Origin of the sequence: Streptomyces sp. NPDC050422, from assembly GCF_044458665.1 — a bacterium.
Taxonomy (GTDB): domain Bacteria; phylum Actinomycetota; class Actinomycetes; order Streptomycetales; family Streptomycetaceae; genus Streptomyces.
Window position 1 is genome coordinate 1 of record NZ_JBITIE010000009.1, and the last position, 14,011, is coordinate 14,011.

A 14,011-nucleotide genomic window follows, 5' to 3' on the forward strand; every position below is an offset into this window, starting at 1 on the left:
TCCGCTACGAGGACTTCCCGGCGCCTTGCGATCGCACGCACCAGACGCCGCCCGGCCCGCCCTCCGGGCGGACGGCGCTACTTTCGAAACACGCCGTAGGAGGGGCACTACCGCCCGAGGTACTTCGGCTTCTCCTTGTCGAGGAACGCCTGCACCGCGATCGTGTGGTCCTGCGACGCGCCCGCCCTCGTCTGGAGTTCGTCCTCCTTCTCCAGGGCCTCGCCCAGGGTGTGACCGGCGCCGTACGCGAGGGACTCCTTGAGCGCCGCGTACGCCACCGTCGGGCCGTCCGCCAGGGCGCGGGCCACCGCGGCGGCCTCGGCGGCGAGGTCGGCGGCGGGCACCAGCCTGTTCACGATGCCCAGGTCGTGGGCGTCCTTGGCGGAGATCGAGCGCGGGAAGAGCAGCAGGTCGGCGGCGCGGCTGTGGCCGATCAGCCGGGGCAGCGTCCAGGAGACACCCGAGTCCGCCGTGAGAGCGACCCCGGCGAACGAGGTGTTGAACGAGGCGGTGTCGGCGGCGACCCGGTAGTCGCAGGCGAGCGCGAAACCGAAGCCCGCACCGGCCGCGGCGCCGTTGACGCCGGCGACGACCGGCTTCGGCATCTCGGTGAGCGCCCGCACGATGGGGTTGTAGTGCTCCCGCACCGTGCTGAGCGCGTTGCCGCCGCCCGACGCGCGGACCTCGGACAACTTGGAGAGGTGTTCCTTGAGGTCCTGGCCGACACAGAAGGCACGCCCGCCGGCCGCGGTCAGCAGAACCGCCCGCACGGCGGTGTCGGCGCCGGCCGACTGCACGGCGTCGCGCAGTGCCACCTTGGCCGCGGTGTTCATGGCGTTCATCGCGTCGGGACGGTTGATCGTGATCGTCGCGAGCCCGTCGCTCACTTCGTAGAGCACGGAGTCGTCGTGATCGGCCATGTGCGGTCCCCTTTTCGCCTCGTCGAAATGCCTGTCCAGGCAAGCATGGCCGACTTGCGCGAGGGCGAACATGTGACCTGCGTCTAACAATTCTGCCCCGATGAGGGGTGGAAGGGGACGGAGTATCGCAGTCAGATCGCCGAATTGGGTGGTTTTGAGAGAGCGCGTTGCGCAAGCGATGCAGAGCGATGTTGGTCATCGGGGTCTGTGATGCGGGATAATGGCCTGGAAGCAATGTGTTCGATGCCGGTGAGGCAGCGCCTGTCATGGGGCCGCCGGTTGCGATGAGCTGGTTTCAGGAAGGGGAACGAGCATGGCGGCCATGAAGCCGCGGACGGGCGACGGCCCGCTCGAGGTGACAAAGGAGGGGCGGGGCATCGTCATGCGCGTTCCGCTCGAAGGCGGCGGTCGGCTTGTTGTGGAGCTGACTCCGGACGAGGCCGATGCCCTCGGCGATGCCCTCAAGAAGGTCGTCGGCTGAGCAGAGACGCCCACACTTCACCACTGCCCCGGCACGGATTCCGTGTCGGGGCAGTGGTGCGTTCCGGATGCTGTGCGGGTGAGGCTCAGCCCCGCCGTACCGCGCAGAGGAGGCCGTCGCCCACCGGCAACAGCGTAGCCATCAGCTCCTGGCTCTCGCGGACCGCGCGCAGCAGCTCGCGCAGGCGCAGCACCTCCGCGGGCTGGGCGGCGGAGTCGACCGTGCGGCCGTCCGCGAAGACGCCCTCGAAGCAGACCAGACCACCAGGTCGCAGCAGGCGCAACGATTCAGCGAGGCAGTCCAGGCTCTCCATCCGGTCGCCGTCGCAGAACACGAGGTCGTAACCGCCGTCCGCCAGACGGGGGAGTACGTCGAGGGCGCGGCCGGGGATGAAGCGGGCCCGATTGGCGGCGAAGCCCGCAGCGCGGAAGGCCTCACGGGCGAACTGCTGGCGCTCGGGTTCCGGATCGACCGTCGTCAGCACCCCGTCGGGGCGCATGCCGTGCAGCAGATAGAGGCCGGACACGCCCGTCCCGGTGCCGATCTCGGCCACCGCTTTCGCGTCCGTGGTGGCAGCAAGCAGGCGCAGCGCAGCGCCGGTGCCTGGTGACACCGAGCGGAGCCCCGCGTCCCGTGCCCGGTCCCGGGCCCAGCGCATTGCTTCGTCCTCGGCGACAAAGGCGTCGGCGAACGCCCAGCTCGTCTGCCGGTTGGCGGTGATGACCCTCTCCTGTCCCCGTAGTTGGCGCAACGGTGACTGTATCCGCTGCACCCGGGAACCCGCAGATGGGACCGGGCGTTAGGGAAGGACAGGGGAAAGCACCTGGATCGGGCCCGCAGACCGGGCCCCGGACCGGTGGGCGGACGTTCCCGGGGCGGACCCCGGGCCCCAGCAGGAAAAAGGCTTATCCGGAGCTAACGGGCGAGGTGGCTATGGTAGGGGCTCCACTGGACACCACCAGAGCCGACAGGGGAGGTGCGGCTGCGCCTGTGGATCGGGGAGGAGTGCTGTGGCGCTTTCTCAGGTCGGCGGGTGAGCCGAAATCCGTGACCAACATTGCTGACCGTTCTTCCAACGACTCCGCACCGACCGCGACCTTCGCCTCAGATGCGGACTCCCAGGCGTGGACGCCGCCCTCATGGGAAGAGATCGTCAGCACGCACAGCGGTCGTGTCTACCGCCTTGCCTACCGACTGACGGGTAACCAGCACGACGCCGAGGACCTCACCCAGGAGGTCTTCGTCCGGGTGTTCCGTTCGCTGTCGACGTACACGCCCGGCACCTTCGAGGGCTGGCTGCACCGCATCACGACCAATCTGTTCCTGGACATGGTCCGTCGCAAGCAGCGCATCCGCTTCGACTCCCTCGGGGACGACGCCGCCGAGCGGCTCCCGAGCCGTGAGCCGTCGCCGCAGCAGATCTTCAACGACACCCACTTCGACGCGGACGTCCAGCAGGCGCTGGACACCCTCGCGCCGGAATTCCGTGCGGCGGTCGTGCTGTGTGACATCGAGGGACTTTCCTACGAGGAGATCGCCGCGACACTCGGCGTGAAGCTCGGCACCGTGCGCAGCCGTATCCACCGCGGGCGCTCGCACCTGCGCAAGGCGCTGCAGCACCGTTCGCCCGAGGCCCGTGCCGAGCAGCGCTCGCTGGCGGGTGCCCTCGTATCGGGGGAGGGCGGAACGGCGTGAGCGGCACAGGTCCGACCTCCGCCGAGCAGCACCTGGGGGATCGCCTCGCCGCGCTTGTCGACGGCGAGCTGAAACACGACGCCCGCGACCGGGTGCTCGCCCACCTTGCGACCTGCGCCAAGTGCAAGGCCGAGGCTGCCGCCCAGCGGCGCCTGAAGAGCGTCTTCGCGCAGTCGGCCCCGCCCTCGCCCTCCGAGGGGTTCCTTGCCCGGCTCCAGGGCCTTCCCGGCGGACCCGGTGGTGACGACGACAGTCGGGGAAGACCCATGGGTGACCCGGGGCGCTTCCGCGACGGGGTCTTTCCCGTGATGCATCCCTCCGGCAGCCGTGCGGAATCGCCCGCGGACGGCTCCCCGCCGGCCGCCTTCGGATACCTCCCGACGCTGCACGGCTCGACAGCGGTGATGCCCGCCGCCCCGGCCGGTTCCGTCTTCCGGATCCACGAGGTCGGCCGTGAGGGCGAGCGGTCACCGTGGCGCGGGCGCCGGTTCGCCTTCGCCGCCGCCAGCGCCGTCTCGCTGGCCGCCATCGCGCTCGGCGGCTCCCTGCCGACGGACGCCGGCACCGAGACCCCCACGCGCGCCGAGGGCCCGGGCAGGGCCGCGGCCCCGATCGACGCCGACGCCCGCGCGGAAAGGGGCACCGCCGGCCGCCGCGGAAGCGGCAGCCACGGCACCCTCGCCGCGTCCGGCACCGACCGCCCGTTCTCGCTCGCGGTGAACGCGGCGCCGCTGGCGTTCTCCTCGGCACCCTCCCTGCTCGGCAGCGGTCTCCACGGGAACCCGTTCGCGCTACCCGCCCAGGCCGGCACGTCCGCGCCGTCTCTGATACGCCCCGACGCGAGCAACCCCCTGTTCGCCCGGGCCCTCGGCAGCGGGCTCGCCCCGGCCACCCCGGCGCCCTCCGCCGAGCCCTCCCGGACGCCCACCTCGGCCGCCGGAGCACCGGCCCCCGCCGGTCACGGCCTGCCGCTCTCGCCCCGTCGCTGATGAAGGTCGCGGTACGGGGCTGCGCAGGGCATCCGTAAACCTGGTTGAATTCCGGCAGGATTTCCGGAGGGACGCCCCTGCCGGGGCGTGCAGAGGCCGGTCACGGCAGTTGCGGGGAGAGCATGGACGACGGGAAGACCACCGAGCCGAAGGCGAAGTGGTGGAGCCGGCCCACGCCGGGGCGCAGTACGCGCACAGCGCCTCAGGAGCCGCCGCCCGTCGAGGACGCGAGACCCCCGGCCGTTGTGCCGGACGCGAGCGGAGCACCTCGGGACGCCCCGCACGAGGCCGCCGCACCCGAGCCGGCGACAGCCGGGACCCCGGCCCCCGAGGCCCCCGCGCCTGAAGCCCCCGCGCCGCAGTCCCCGCGGCCGCTGCACGAGCCCGACCAGTACAGCACCCCGCCCTACGGCGGCCCCGGCCCCTGGGCGCCCGCACCGCCCGTGCAGCGACCGACCCCGGCACACGGCACCCCCGTGCCCCCGCCGTACGCGGGAACGAACGGCTCCGGCATGACGGTCCCGCCCGCCCCCGCGCCCGCCTTCCAGGCCCCGCCGCCCCAGATGCCCCCGCCCCCGCAGCCCCAGGCGCACGCCCACCCTCAGCCGCACCCCCCGTCGCCCCAGTGGCTCCAGTACGACCCCTGGGGTGCGCCCCGGCAGCCGCTCCTCACCACCCGCCCCGGGCCGCCGCTCGGCCCCGACGGCCGCCGGAAGAACCGGCGCGGCCCGGTCGTCATCGGCGCGCTGCTCCTCGCCCTGGTGGCGGGCGGCATCGGTGGCGGCATCGGCGCCTACATCGAGCGCAACGGCGGCCTCACCCAGGTCGAACTCCCCCAGGACGAGCGGAACGGCGGCGGTCGCGCCCCCGACAGCGTCGCGGGGATAGCGGCGAGCGCCCTGCCCAGCGTGGTCACCCTGCACGTCAGCGGCTCCACCGAGTCGGGCACCGGCACCGGCTTCGTCCTGGACGGCGAGGGCCACATCCTGACCAACAACCACGTGGTCGCCCCGGCGGGCTCCTCCGGCGAGATCACCGTGACGTTCAGCGGCGGCGAGACGGCAAGCGCCGAGATCATCGGCAAGGACAGCGGCTACGACCTGGCCGTGGTCAAGGTGAGCGGCGTCTCGGGGCTGAAGCCCCTGCCCCTGGGCAACTCCGACAACGTGCAGGTCGGGGACCCGGTGGTGGCCATCGGCGCACCGTTCGACCTGTCCAACACCGTCACGTCCGGCATCATCAGCGCCAAGGACCGGCCGATCACCGCGGGCGGCGAGAAGGGCGACGGCAGTGACATCAGTTACGTCGACGCGCTCCAGACCGATGCCCCGATCAACCCGGGCAACTCCGGCGGCCCGCTGGTCGACACCGACGCGCACGTGATCGGGATCAACAGCGCCATCCGCGCCGCCGACAGCGGTTCGACGACGGAGGGCGGCCAGGCCGGTTCCATCGGTCTCGGCTTCGCCATCCCGATCAACCAGGGCAAGCGCGTCGCCGAGGAACTCATCAACACCGGGAAGGCCACCCACCCGGTGATCGGTGTGAGCCTCGACATGAAGTACACGGGGGACGGTGCCAAGGTCGGGCCCAAGGGCGCCGACGGCAAGTCCTCCGTCACCGAGGGCGGGCCCGGAGCGAAGGCGGGCATCCAGCCAGGTGACGTCATCACCGAGGTGGACGGCAGGCGTGTGCACAGCGGCGAGGAGCTGATAGTGAAGATCCGCTCGCACCGGCCGGGCGACCGGCTGAAGCTCACGCTGACCCGCGGTGGTAAAGACCTGTCCATGACTTTGACGCTCGGTTCGGCAACGGGCACGTGAGGGCCACGAGAAGCTACCGCCCGGACAGTTTCGCCGGGTACCGTGGGCCGAGTCCGGACCCCACCATCCGACCTGGTCGCGGAGAACACGAGGAGCCGCAAGGTGTTCAATGACATAGGCGCACTCGAGCTGGTGACGCTCGCAATCATCGGCGTGCTCGTCTTCGGCCCGGACAAGCTCCCCAAGGTCATCCAGGACGCCTCGCGCTTCATCCGCAAGATCCGTGAGTTCTCGGAGAGCGCCAAGGAAGACATCCGGACGGAGCTCGGCCCGGAGTTCAAGGACTTCGATTTCGAGGACCTCAACCCGAAGACGTATCTCCGCAAGCAGCTCATGGACGGCAAGGACGATCTGGGGCTGAAGGAGATCCGGGAGAGCTTCGACCTGCGCAAGGAGGTCGCCGAGGTCACCGACGCGGTGAACGGGCGCGAGACCTCTGCCGTGGAGGCGAAGAGCGGCGTGTCGGGCGCTTCCGCGATCACCGCGGCGAACGGCTCGGCGGGCGCTCCCGACCTGCTCAAGAAGCGTGAGCAGCCCACGAAGGCCGACCACCCGCCGTTCGACGCAGACGCCACCTGACACCCGTCAATCCCGGCTCGTCCGGACGGTATGGCTATTCTCCATCTGTCCGGTTGTGAGTACGCCCGCGGGGGGCGGGCCGCTCCGGACCTTGACGATCGAGGAGGCGGCCGGACAGATGACGACAACAAGTCGGGTGGGCGCGGATGGTGCGCCGGACACAGTCACGGCAGAAGGGGTGCCGGCGGCCCGGCTCACGGTCGACGGCTATCTGCAGGCGCCGTTCCCCTGGTACGGACTGGACGAGGCCTTCACCGGACGCCGCTGGCTGATGCAGGTGGGCACCGCGGCGGACGGCACGGTCCAGCACGGCTCCACCGGTCACGGTGACGAGCCTTCGGTACGGGGCGAGGCCGGCGCGGACAAGCAGCGCTTCGCGGTGGTCGTGACCGTGGCCAGCAGCCCGGTGCGGCGCAGCGGCGACGGTACGGGGGTCCTGGACGCGACGACGGTCTCCTCCGCGGCCTGGCTGGCCGGCTCCGGCCTGCTCGCCTACACCTGGCCCCCGCAGATGGACCACACCCTGCGCGACGACTGGCTGGACCAGCAGACGGAGACGGCGTTCGAGCTCGCCGACGACCTGGACGGCCCCGCGTGGTCGGCGCTGTCGCTGCCGGTCGACGGTGTGCCGGTGCCCTTCCACTACCGCGAGTCCGAATTCGGCTGGGTGCTCGCGGGGTCGGCGCAGGGCGTGCACATCGGGGCGTACGGGCGGGGGATGAGCGCGTACGGGCTGGGTTTCTCGGTCGTCGAGGACATCACCTCGTACGCGTAGCCGGAGGCGCTCCACGAACAACGCGGAAGGTGCCGGGACCCCGAAGGGTCCCGGCACCTTCCGCGTGTCGTGCCCGCGGTCAGAACTTGTTGCGCGGGGTGATGCCGAGCGACATGCCGGACAGGCCGCGCTGACGGCCGCCCAGCTTGTCCGCGATGGAGCGCAGGGCCTTGCCGGCCGGGGAGTCGGGGTCGGACAGGACGATGGGCACGCCCTCGTCGCCACCCTCGCGCAGCCGTACGTCGATCGGGATGGAGCCGAGCACCGGCACCTCCGCGCCGACCGTCTTCGTCAGCCCCTCGGCCACCCGCGCGCCACCGCCCGAGCCGAACACGTCGACCATCTCGTCGCAGTGCGGGCACGGCATGCCCGACATGTTCTCGACGACACCGACGATCTTCTGGTGGGTCTGCACGGCGATCGAACCGGCCCGCTCGGCCACCTCGGCCGCGGCCTGCTGCGGGGTTGTGACGACCAGGATCTCCGCGTTCGGCACCAGCTGGGCCACGGAGATCGCGATGTCACCCGTGCCCGGCGGCAGGTCGAGCAGCAGGACGTCCAGGTCGCCCCAGTACACGTCGGCGAGGAACTGCTGGAGCGCGCGGTGCAGCATCGGCCCGCGCCACACCACCGGGGCGTTGCCCGGGGTGAACATGCCGATGGAGATGACCTTCACCCCGTGCGCGGACGGCGGCATGATCATGTTCTCGACCTGCGTCGGCTTGCCGTCCGCGCCGAGCATCCGGGGCACGCTGTGCCCGTAGATGTCCGCGTCCACGACACCGACCTTGAGCCCGTCGGCCGCCATCGCCGCAGCGAGGTTCACCGTCACCGAGGACTTGCCGACACCGCCCTTGCCGGAGGCGACCGCGTACACCCGGGTCAGCGAGCCGGGCTTGGCGAACGGCACCTCACGCTCCGCCGTGCCGCCGCGCAGCGAGGTCGCGAGCTCCTTGCGCTGCTCGTCGCTCATCACGTCGAGCGTGACCTCGACCCGTGACACTCCCTCGACGCGGGCCACCGCGTCCGTCACGTTCTTGGTGATCGTCTCGCGCATCGGGCAGCCGGAGACGGTGAGATACACCGTGACAGCGACCACACCGTCAGGATCGATCTCGACCGATTTCACCATGCCGAGCTCGGTGATCGGGCGGTGGATCTCCGGGTCGTTCACTGTCGCCAGTGCCTCAAGCACCGCGTCTTCCGTAGCCATACGGACGATGGTACGGCGCCGGTCGCTACGCGCGGGTAGCCCCGTCAGCGGTCTTCGTCACTCTCGGCGGGCTGCAGCGCCCGCCGGTCGTCCAGGTCCTTCACCAGGTCCTCCAGTTCGGAGCGGATCCAGTCGCGCGTGGCGACCTCCCCGAGGCCCATCCGCAGTGCGGCGATCTCCCTGGTCAGGTACTCGGTGTCGGCGATGGAGCGCTCGTTCTGCTTACGGTCCTGTTCGTGGGTGACCCGGTCGCGGTCGTCCTGCCGGTTCTGTGCGAGGAGGATCAGCGGGGCTGCGTACGAAGCCTGGAGCGAGAGCATCAGAGTCAGAAAGATGAACGGGTACTCGTCGAACCGCAGCGGCTCGGGCGCGAAGATGTTCCAGACCACCCACAGGATGATGATCAGCGTCATCCAGACGATGAACCGTCCGGTGCCCAGGAAACGTGCGATGCGTTCCGAGAACCGGCCGAACGCCTCGGGGTCGTACTCCGGCAGCAGCCGGCGGCGCGGGTCCTTGGGCTGGTCGAGCCGGGCCCTGGGGGTGCGGGTCAGCGCCGTCGAGCCGTTCGAGGCCCTGGAGCGGTCCTCACCGGTCACGGAGCACCCCCTCGCGGCCGTGGAAGTCGGTCTCCCGCCAGTCGTCGGGCAGCAGGTGGTCCAGGACGTCGTCGACTGTCACCGCGCCCAGCAGCGAGCCGCTCTCGTCCACCACGGGCACCGAGACCAGGTTGTACGCCGCCAGATAGCTGGTCACCACCGACAGCGGGGTCCGGGGGGTCAGCGCCACCAGGTCGCTGTCGACGATCGAGCTGACCAGGGTGAACGGCGGGTCCCGCAGCAGCCGCTGGAAGTGCACCGTGCCCAGGTACTTGCCCGTGGGTGTCTCGTCCGGCGACCGGCACACGTACACCTGCGCGGCGAGCGCCGGGGACAGGTCCGACTGGCGGACCCGGGCGAGCGCGTCGGCCACCGTCGCGTCCGGGCGCAGGATGATCGGCTCGGTGGTCATCAGACCGCCCGCGGTCCGCTCCTCGTACGACATGAGGCGCCGCACGTCGGCCGCGTCGTCCGGACGCATCAGCGTCAGCAGCCGCTCCTTGTCCGCCTCGGGCAGCTCGGAGAGCAGGTCCGCCGCGTCGTCGGGGTCCATGGCCTCCAGGACGTCCGCGGCGCGCTCCTCCTTGAGCTTGCCGATGATCTCCACCTGGTCGTCCTCGGGGAGCTCCTCCAGGACGTCGGCGAGCCGGTCGTCGTCCAACGCGGCGGCGACCTCCGCCCGACGCTTCGGGGACAGGTGGTGCAGGGCGTTGGCCACATCGGTGGGACGCAGCTTCTCGAAGGTGGCCACCAGCGACTCCGCGCCCTGCCCGTGCTCCTCCAGCGAGAAGCCCTTCACCGCCGACCACTCGACGGTCAGGGTCTCGCCCTTGCGGCGCAGCGCCCCGCCCCTGCCCTTGCGGACGAAGTACTTGTCGATCTCCCAGTCGCGGCGGGCCGGCAGCTGCTGGATGGCCACGTCCAGGATGGTGACTTCCTCGCCGGTCTCCACCAGACTGACCCGCCGGTCGAGGAACTCTCCGAGCACCAGACGTTCGGTGGGCCGCTGTTCGAAGCGCCGCATGTTGACCACGCCTGTGGTGATGACCTGACCCGACTCGATGCCCGTCACCCGGGTCATCGGAAGGAAGATCCGGCGCCGGCTCACCACCTCGACGACGATGCCCAGCAGCCGGGGCGGCCGGCCGCCGACCCGGAGCATCGCGACCAGGTCGCGGACCCGTCCCACCTGGTCACCGTTGGGATCGAAGACGGGTACGCCGGACAGGTGCGAGACGAAGACGCGGGGCGTGCCTGGTGCCATGCGTGCGCCTCCTCGTTCCGCCGACGCTCTTACGCATCCGGTCTGTTCCGACAGTTATTGCACCCTTATGACGTGATCAGGCTAGCCCGTACCGCTGCGGGACGCCCCGGTGAACCGTCCGTACGGCTCTCTGTCGGAAGACGTAGGGAGCACGGGTACGCTGCCGTCTGCCACCCCCGCCATGCAGATGAGAGGCAGTGCGCCTGTGACCTCTTTTGTCCCGCCCGTCCGGACCCGCCGCCGGACCGTCACCCTCGCCCTCGTGCTCTGTGCCGGGCTGACCGCGGCCCTGACCGCGTGCGCGGGTGAGGATCCGGACAAAGGGACCAACGGCATCGGCAAACTGACCGGGCCGGAGATCGAGAAGAAGGCACAGACCGCGGCGGACTCCGCCGACGCGGTCCGGCTGGCCGGCACGCTGGTGAGCAAGGGCGGCACGTACAAGATCGACATGAAGCTGAAGGACAAGGGCGGCGCGGGCTCCGTCACCTCGAAGAACAGCACCTTCGAGCTGCTGCGGATCGGCGACGAGCTCTACCTCAAGGCCGACGCCGGCTTCTGGAGCCACGACGACAAGAAGGCGGGCGCCGGGGAACCGGGCGACGCGGGTGGCGCCGCCGCCGACAAGCTGTCGGACAAGTACGTGAAGGTCCCCGAGGGCGACCCCACGTACAAGCAGCTGCGCGGCTTCACGGACAAGAAGGTACTGCTCGACGGGCTGCTCACCCTGCACGGCGAGGTCGGCAAGGGCGACCGCGACGAGGTCGGCGGCGTGCGCACCATCCGGATCCTGGGCGGCAAGGGCGAGGGCGGCGCCCTCGACGTGTCCCTGGAGGGCGCCCCGTACCCGCTGAGCTTCGCCCGCGGCGGCGGTGGCGGAGTCATCAAGCTCGCCGACTGGGGCAAGGACTTCGCGCTGGCGGCCCCCGCCGAGGACGAGACGGTCGACTACGGGCAGCAGCTGCCGAAGTCGTCCTCCTCGTAGCTACGACCTGCGCAGCGACCGCTTCAGCAGCCGCGGCAGCCCGGCCGGCACCGGCAGCCTCGTGGTCGCGGTGGTGGGCAGCGGGGCGGCCGCCCCCGAGGTGGCGGGCAGTTCCGTACGGGAGTCGAGCGGCGTCAGCGTGATGATCCGGCACTCGCGCGCCCATCGCTCGGGCATCTGCTCGGCGTCCGGTGCGTTGAGCCGCTTGCCCTTGAGCTCGGCGACCGCGGCCTCCCACTCCTCGGAGTGCGGCGCGAGCTGCGTCACCGAGGCCGACCAGGCGACGAGACGGCCGCCCTTGTCCTTGCTGCGGACGGTCACCTCGGCGGTGGTGCCGTCGGTGAGACCGGCCGGGAGCGGCTGCTCGCCGGGGCCGTCCCCGACGAGATGCGCCGCACCGTCGTGCCACACGTGCCACAGCGCCCGCGCGGGCCCGGTGCCGCGCACCCAGACGAGGCCCGACTTCTTGGTGGCCTCCTCGACGAGGGCGGGTCCGAGCAGCGCGTCAGCAGCAGTCATGGAGCAGAGCTTAGAGGGTCCTGCTCCAGTGGTCTCAGAGCCAGCCGTTGCGCTTGAGCATGCGGTGGATGGAGAAACAGACCACGCCGATGAAGCCCAGCACCATCGGGTAGCCGTACGTCCAGCGGAGCTCCGGCATGTGCTTGAAGTTCATGCCGTAGACGCCGCAGATCATCGTCGGTACGGCGATGATGGCCGCCCAGGACGTGATCTTGCGCATGTCCTCGTTCTGCGCGACGGTCGCCTGCGCCAGGTTGGCCTGGAGGATCGAGTTCAGCAGTTCGTCGAAGCCGATGACCTCTTCCTGCACCCGGACCAGGTGGTCGGCGACGTCCCGGAAGTACTTCTGGATGTCCGGGTCGATCAGCCGCATCGGCCGCTCGCTGAGCAGCTGCATCGGGCGCAGCAGCGGCGAGACGGCCCGCTTGAACTCCAGCACCTCGCGCTTGAGCTGGTAGATCCGGCCGGCGTCCGAACCGCGCGGGCTGCCCTTGTCCGGGGTTGAGAAGACCTCGATCTCCACCTCGTCGATGTCGTCCTGCACCGCGCCCGCCACCGCGATGTACCCGTCGACGACATGGTCGGCGATGGAGTGCAGGACCGCGGACGGGCCCTTGGCGAGCAGTTCGGGGTCGTCCTGCAGCCGGTGGCGCAGAGCGCGCAGCGAGCCGTGGCCGCCGTGGCGCACCGTGATGACGAAGTCCCGGCCGGTGAAGCACATCACCTCGCCGGTCTCGACGACCTCGCTGGTCGCGGTCAGCTCGGCGTGCTCGATGTAGTGGATCGTCTTGAAGACGGTGAACAGCGTGTCGTCGTACCGCTCCAGCTTCGGCCGCTGGTGGGCGTGGACGGCGTCCTCCACTGCGAGCGGGTGCAGTCCGAACTCCCGGGCGATGCCCGCGAATTCCTCCTCGGTCGGCTCGTGGAGGCCGATCCAGGCGAAGCCGCCCTTCTCCCGTACGCGCAGCATCGCCTCGTGCGGCGTACGGCAGGTGCCGTCCTCCTCGGCGATACGGCGGCCGTCGCGGTAGACCGCGCAGTCGACGACGGCGCTGGAGGCGGAGGGGTCACGTGTGGCGTCGTAACCGCTGTGCAGGGTGTTGGCCTTGCGCAGGGACGGGCGCACCACGGCGCGCAGGTCACGGATCATCGACATGGCTGGCTCCTTCACGGAGGGCCGTCTGCGCAGGCGTGGAACAGCCCGGAATGGGGACGTGGGCTCACGTCCGCAAAGCGGGCGGCACCGCGGAGGCACGACGACGGCGTTCGCTACAGACAGGCAAAAAAGGAGTGCTCTTCCGTCGTGCGAAATGCCATGGGCCTTGACCGAGAAGGCGTCAGATCACAGAAGAAAGGTGTCGAGCGGAAGAGCGGCTAGTACTGCACGGTCGACTTGGATCCACCGCAGCCCCACCTCCTCCGGTCGGTCCCCCGTGGGGGATGACGTTTCGTCGGGACTTGAGAGCGACGCTTCTGCGTGCTGTCCCGACCGGCACCCCAGGCTAGCAGCCGGTACAGGGTCAATCCCTTACTTTGCCCGTTCCATACGCGTCCTATGCTCGCGGCATGGCAGAAATTCTTGCTCTGGTCGAGGCACGTCTGCGGACGGCCCTGGGTGAACCGGACGCACGCGCGGCAGTGACGTTTCTCGGGACGGACCGGATCGAGGTACTCCGGTTCATCGACGGCGACGTGGTGAGGTACGCCACGCTCGGCATGTCCGCCCAGCCGATGGCCGATCCGACCGCCGCGCTCGCCGACCCGGTCAGGGGCCCGCGCGCCGAACTGGTCCTCTCGGTACGGGTCGGCCTCGCCGACACCGACCAGGTGCTGCGCAAGCTCGCCGTGCTGGCGGCCTCGCCGCAGGTGGAGGGGGTCGTCGTGGCGCCGGGCGCCTCCCTGGACGTGGGTGAACCGCTGTGGCCAGGGGCGCCGTTCAGCTCCGTGCTGGTCGCCGAGTCCGGGGGGCTGGTGGAGGATCTGGAGCTGGATGAGCCGCTGGAGCCCGTACGGTTCCTGCCGCTGCTGCCGATGACGCACAACGAGGCGGCCTGGAAGCGGGTCCGGGGCGGGCAGGAGCTCCAGGAGCGCTGGCTGTCGCAGGGGACGGATCTGCGGGATCCGCTGCGGGCCCCGGTCGCTCTGGACTGAGACGAACGGAACACGAAC

At 70.6% G+C, this 14,011-nt stretch carries 15 protein-coding genes; 8 read left to right on the plus strand and 7 right to left on the minus strand.

Annotated features, from left to right (window positions below; translation table 11 throughout):
* Positions 1 to 107: 107 nt before the first annotated feature.
* On the minus strand, positions 108 to 920 hold the full coding sequence (locus tag ACIBJG_RS15230; RefSeq protein ID WP_399307969.1) for an enoyl-CoA hydratase/isomerase family protein: 813 nt from the start codon (positions 918 to 920) through the stop codon (positions 108 to 110).
* A 313-nt stretch (positions 921 to 1,233) separates the two neighbouring features.
* Here ACIBJG_RS15230 and ACIBJG_RS15235 point away from each other — a divergent pair, with 313 nt between their 5' ends.
* Positions 1,234 to 1,401, plus strand: a complete 168-nt coding sequence (locus ACIBJG_RS15235; RefSeq protein WP_003966491.1) for a DUF3117 domain-containing protein — start codon at positions 1,234 to 1,236, stop codon at positions 1,399 to 1,401.
* A gap of 85 nt (positions 1,402 to 1,486) precedes the next feature.
* Here the strand turns inward: ACIBJG_RS15235 and ACIBJG_RS15240 are convergent, their stop codons facing one another.
* Positions 1,487 to 2,152: an O-methyltransferase gene (locus ACIBJG_RS15240; RefSeq protein WP_399307970.1), complete on the minus strand. Its 666-nt coding sequence runs from the start codon at positions 2,150 to 2,152 to the stop codon at positions 1,487 to 1,489.
* Positions 2,153 to 2,334: 182 nt separating this feature from the next.
* Here ACIBJG_RS15240 and sigE point away from each other — a divergent pair, with 182 nt between their 5' ends.
* The 5 genes from sigE to ACIBJG_RS15265 all read left to right on the plus strand — a co-directional run bounded on the left by sigE (position 2,335) and on the right by ACIBJG_RS15265 (position 7,262).
* Complete coding sequence (gene sigE / locus ACIBJG_RS15245; protein ID WP_399307971.1) at positions 2,335 to 3,096, plus strand: RNA polymerase sigma factor SigE; 762 nt, start codon at positions 2,335 to 2,337, stop codon at positions 3,094 to 3,096.
* Positions 3,093 to 4,085: a zf-HC2 domain-containing protein gene (locus ACIBJG_RS15250; RefSeq protein WP_399307972.1), complete on the plus strand. Its 993-nt coding sequence runs from the start codon at positions 3,093 to 3,095 to the stop codon at positions 4,083 to 4,085. Before sigE ends, ACIBJG_RS15250 begins: the two co-directional genes overlap by 4 nt.
* A 122-nt stretch (positions 4,086 to 4,207) precedes the next feature.
* Positions 4,208 to 5,908: a S1C family serine protease gene (locus tag ACIBJG_RS15255; protein WP_399307973.1), complete on the plus strand. Its 1,701-nt coding sequence runs from the start codon at positions 4,208 to 4,210 to the stop codon at positions 5,906 to 5,908.
* A 102-nt stretch (positions 5,909 to 6,010) separates the two neighbouring features.
* Positions 6,011 to 6,487 carry a sec-independent translocase gene (locus tag ACIBJG_RS15260; protein WP_399307974.1) on the plus strand — a complete coding sequence of 159 codons (477 nt, stop codon included), beginning with the start codon at positions 6,011 to 6,013 and terminating at the stop codon, positions 6,485 to 6,487.
* A 118-nt stretch (positions 6,488 to 6,605) separates the two neighbouring features.
* Positions 6,606 to 7,262 carry a hypothetical protein gene (locus ACIBJG_RS15265; RefSeq protein ID WP_399307975.1) on the plus strand — a complete coding sequence of 219 codons (657 nt, stop codon included), beginning with the start codon at positions 6,606 to 6,608 and terminating at the stop codon, positions 7,260 to 7,262.
* A 79-nt stretch (positions 7,263 to 7,341) separates the two neighbouring features.
* On the opposite strand, the gene ACIBJG_RS15270 is transcribed toward ACIBJG_RS15265, so the two are convergent.
* From ACIBJG_RS15270 to ACIBJG_RS15280, 3 genes are read right to left on the minus strand one after another with little or no spacing between them, the layout of a single operon-like run.
* Positions 7,342 to 8,475: an Mrp/NBP35 family ATP-binding protein gene (locus ACIBJG_RS15270; RefSeq protein ID WP_399307976.1), complete on the minus strand. Its 1,134-nt coding sequence runs from the start codon at positions 8,473 to 8,475 to the stop codon at positions 7,342 to 7,344.
* Positions 8,476 to 8,519: 44 nt separating this feature from the next.
* Positions 8,520 to 9,074, minus strand: coding sequence for a DUF1003 domain-containing protein (locus ACIBJG_RS15275; protein ID WP_399307977.1), 555 nt, complete (start codon positions 9,072 to 9,074; stop codon positions 8,520 to 8,522).
* The gene (locus tag ACIBJG_RS15280) at positions 9,064 to 10,338 is read right to left on the minus strand and encodes a magnesium transporter MgtE N-terminal domain-containing protein (RefSeq protein WP_399307978.1); all 1,275 of its coding nucleotides are present in this window, start codon (positions 10,336 to 10,338) and stop codon (positions 9,064 to 9,066) included. Before ACIBJG_RS15280 ends, ACIBJG_RS15275 begins: the two co-directional genes overlap by 11 nt.
* A 205-nt stretch (positions 10,339 to 10,543) precedes the next feature.
* On the opposite strand from ACIBJG_RS15280, the gene ACIBJG_RS15285 reads away from it, so the two are divergent.
* On the plus strand, positions 10,544 to 11,323 hold the full coding sequence (locus ACIBJG_RS15285) for a hypothetical protein (RefSeq protein ID WP_399307979.1): 780 nt from the start codon (positions 10,544 to 10,546) through the stop codon (positions 11,321 to 11,323).
* Here ACIBJG_RS15285 and ACIBJG_RS15290 read toward each other — a convergent pair whose 3' ends face one another.
* Together ACIBJG_RS15290 and ACIBJG_RS15295 are read right to left on the minus strand one after the other, a co-directional pair.
* Entirely contained in the window at positions 11,324 to 11,842 is a 519-nt protein-coding gene (locus ACIBJG_RS15290) for a hypothetical protein (protein ID WP_399307980.1), read from the minus strand.
* A gap of 34 nt (positions 11,843 to 11,876) precedes the next feature.
* Positions 11,877 to 12,998, minus strand: coding sequence for a magnesium and cobalt transport protein CorA (locus ACIBJG_RS15295; protein WP_399307981.1), 1,122 nt, complete (start codon positions 12,996 to 12,998; stop codon positions 11,877 to 11,879).
* Positions 12,999 to 13,408: 410 nt separating this feature from the next.
* Here ACIBJG_RS15295 and ACIBJG_RS15300 point away from each other — a divergent pair, with 410 nt between their 5' ends.
* On the plus strand, positions 13,409 to 13,993 hold the full coding sequence (locus ACIBJG_RS15300; RefSeq protein ID WP_399307982.1) for a suppressor of fused domain protein: 585 nt from the start codon (positions 13,409 to 13,411) through the stop codon (positions 13,991 to 13,993).
* Positions 13,994 to 14,011 lie beyond the last annotated feature (18 nt).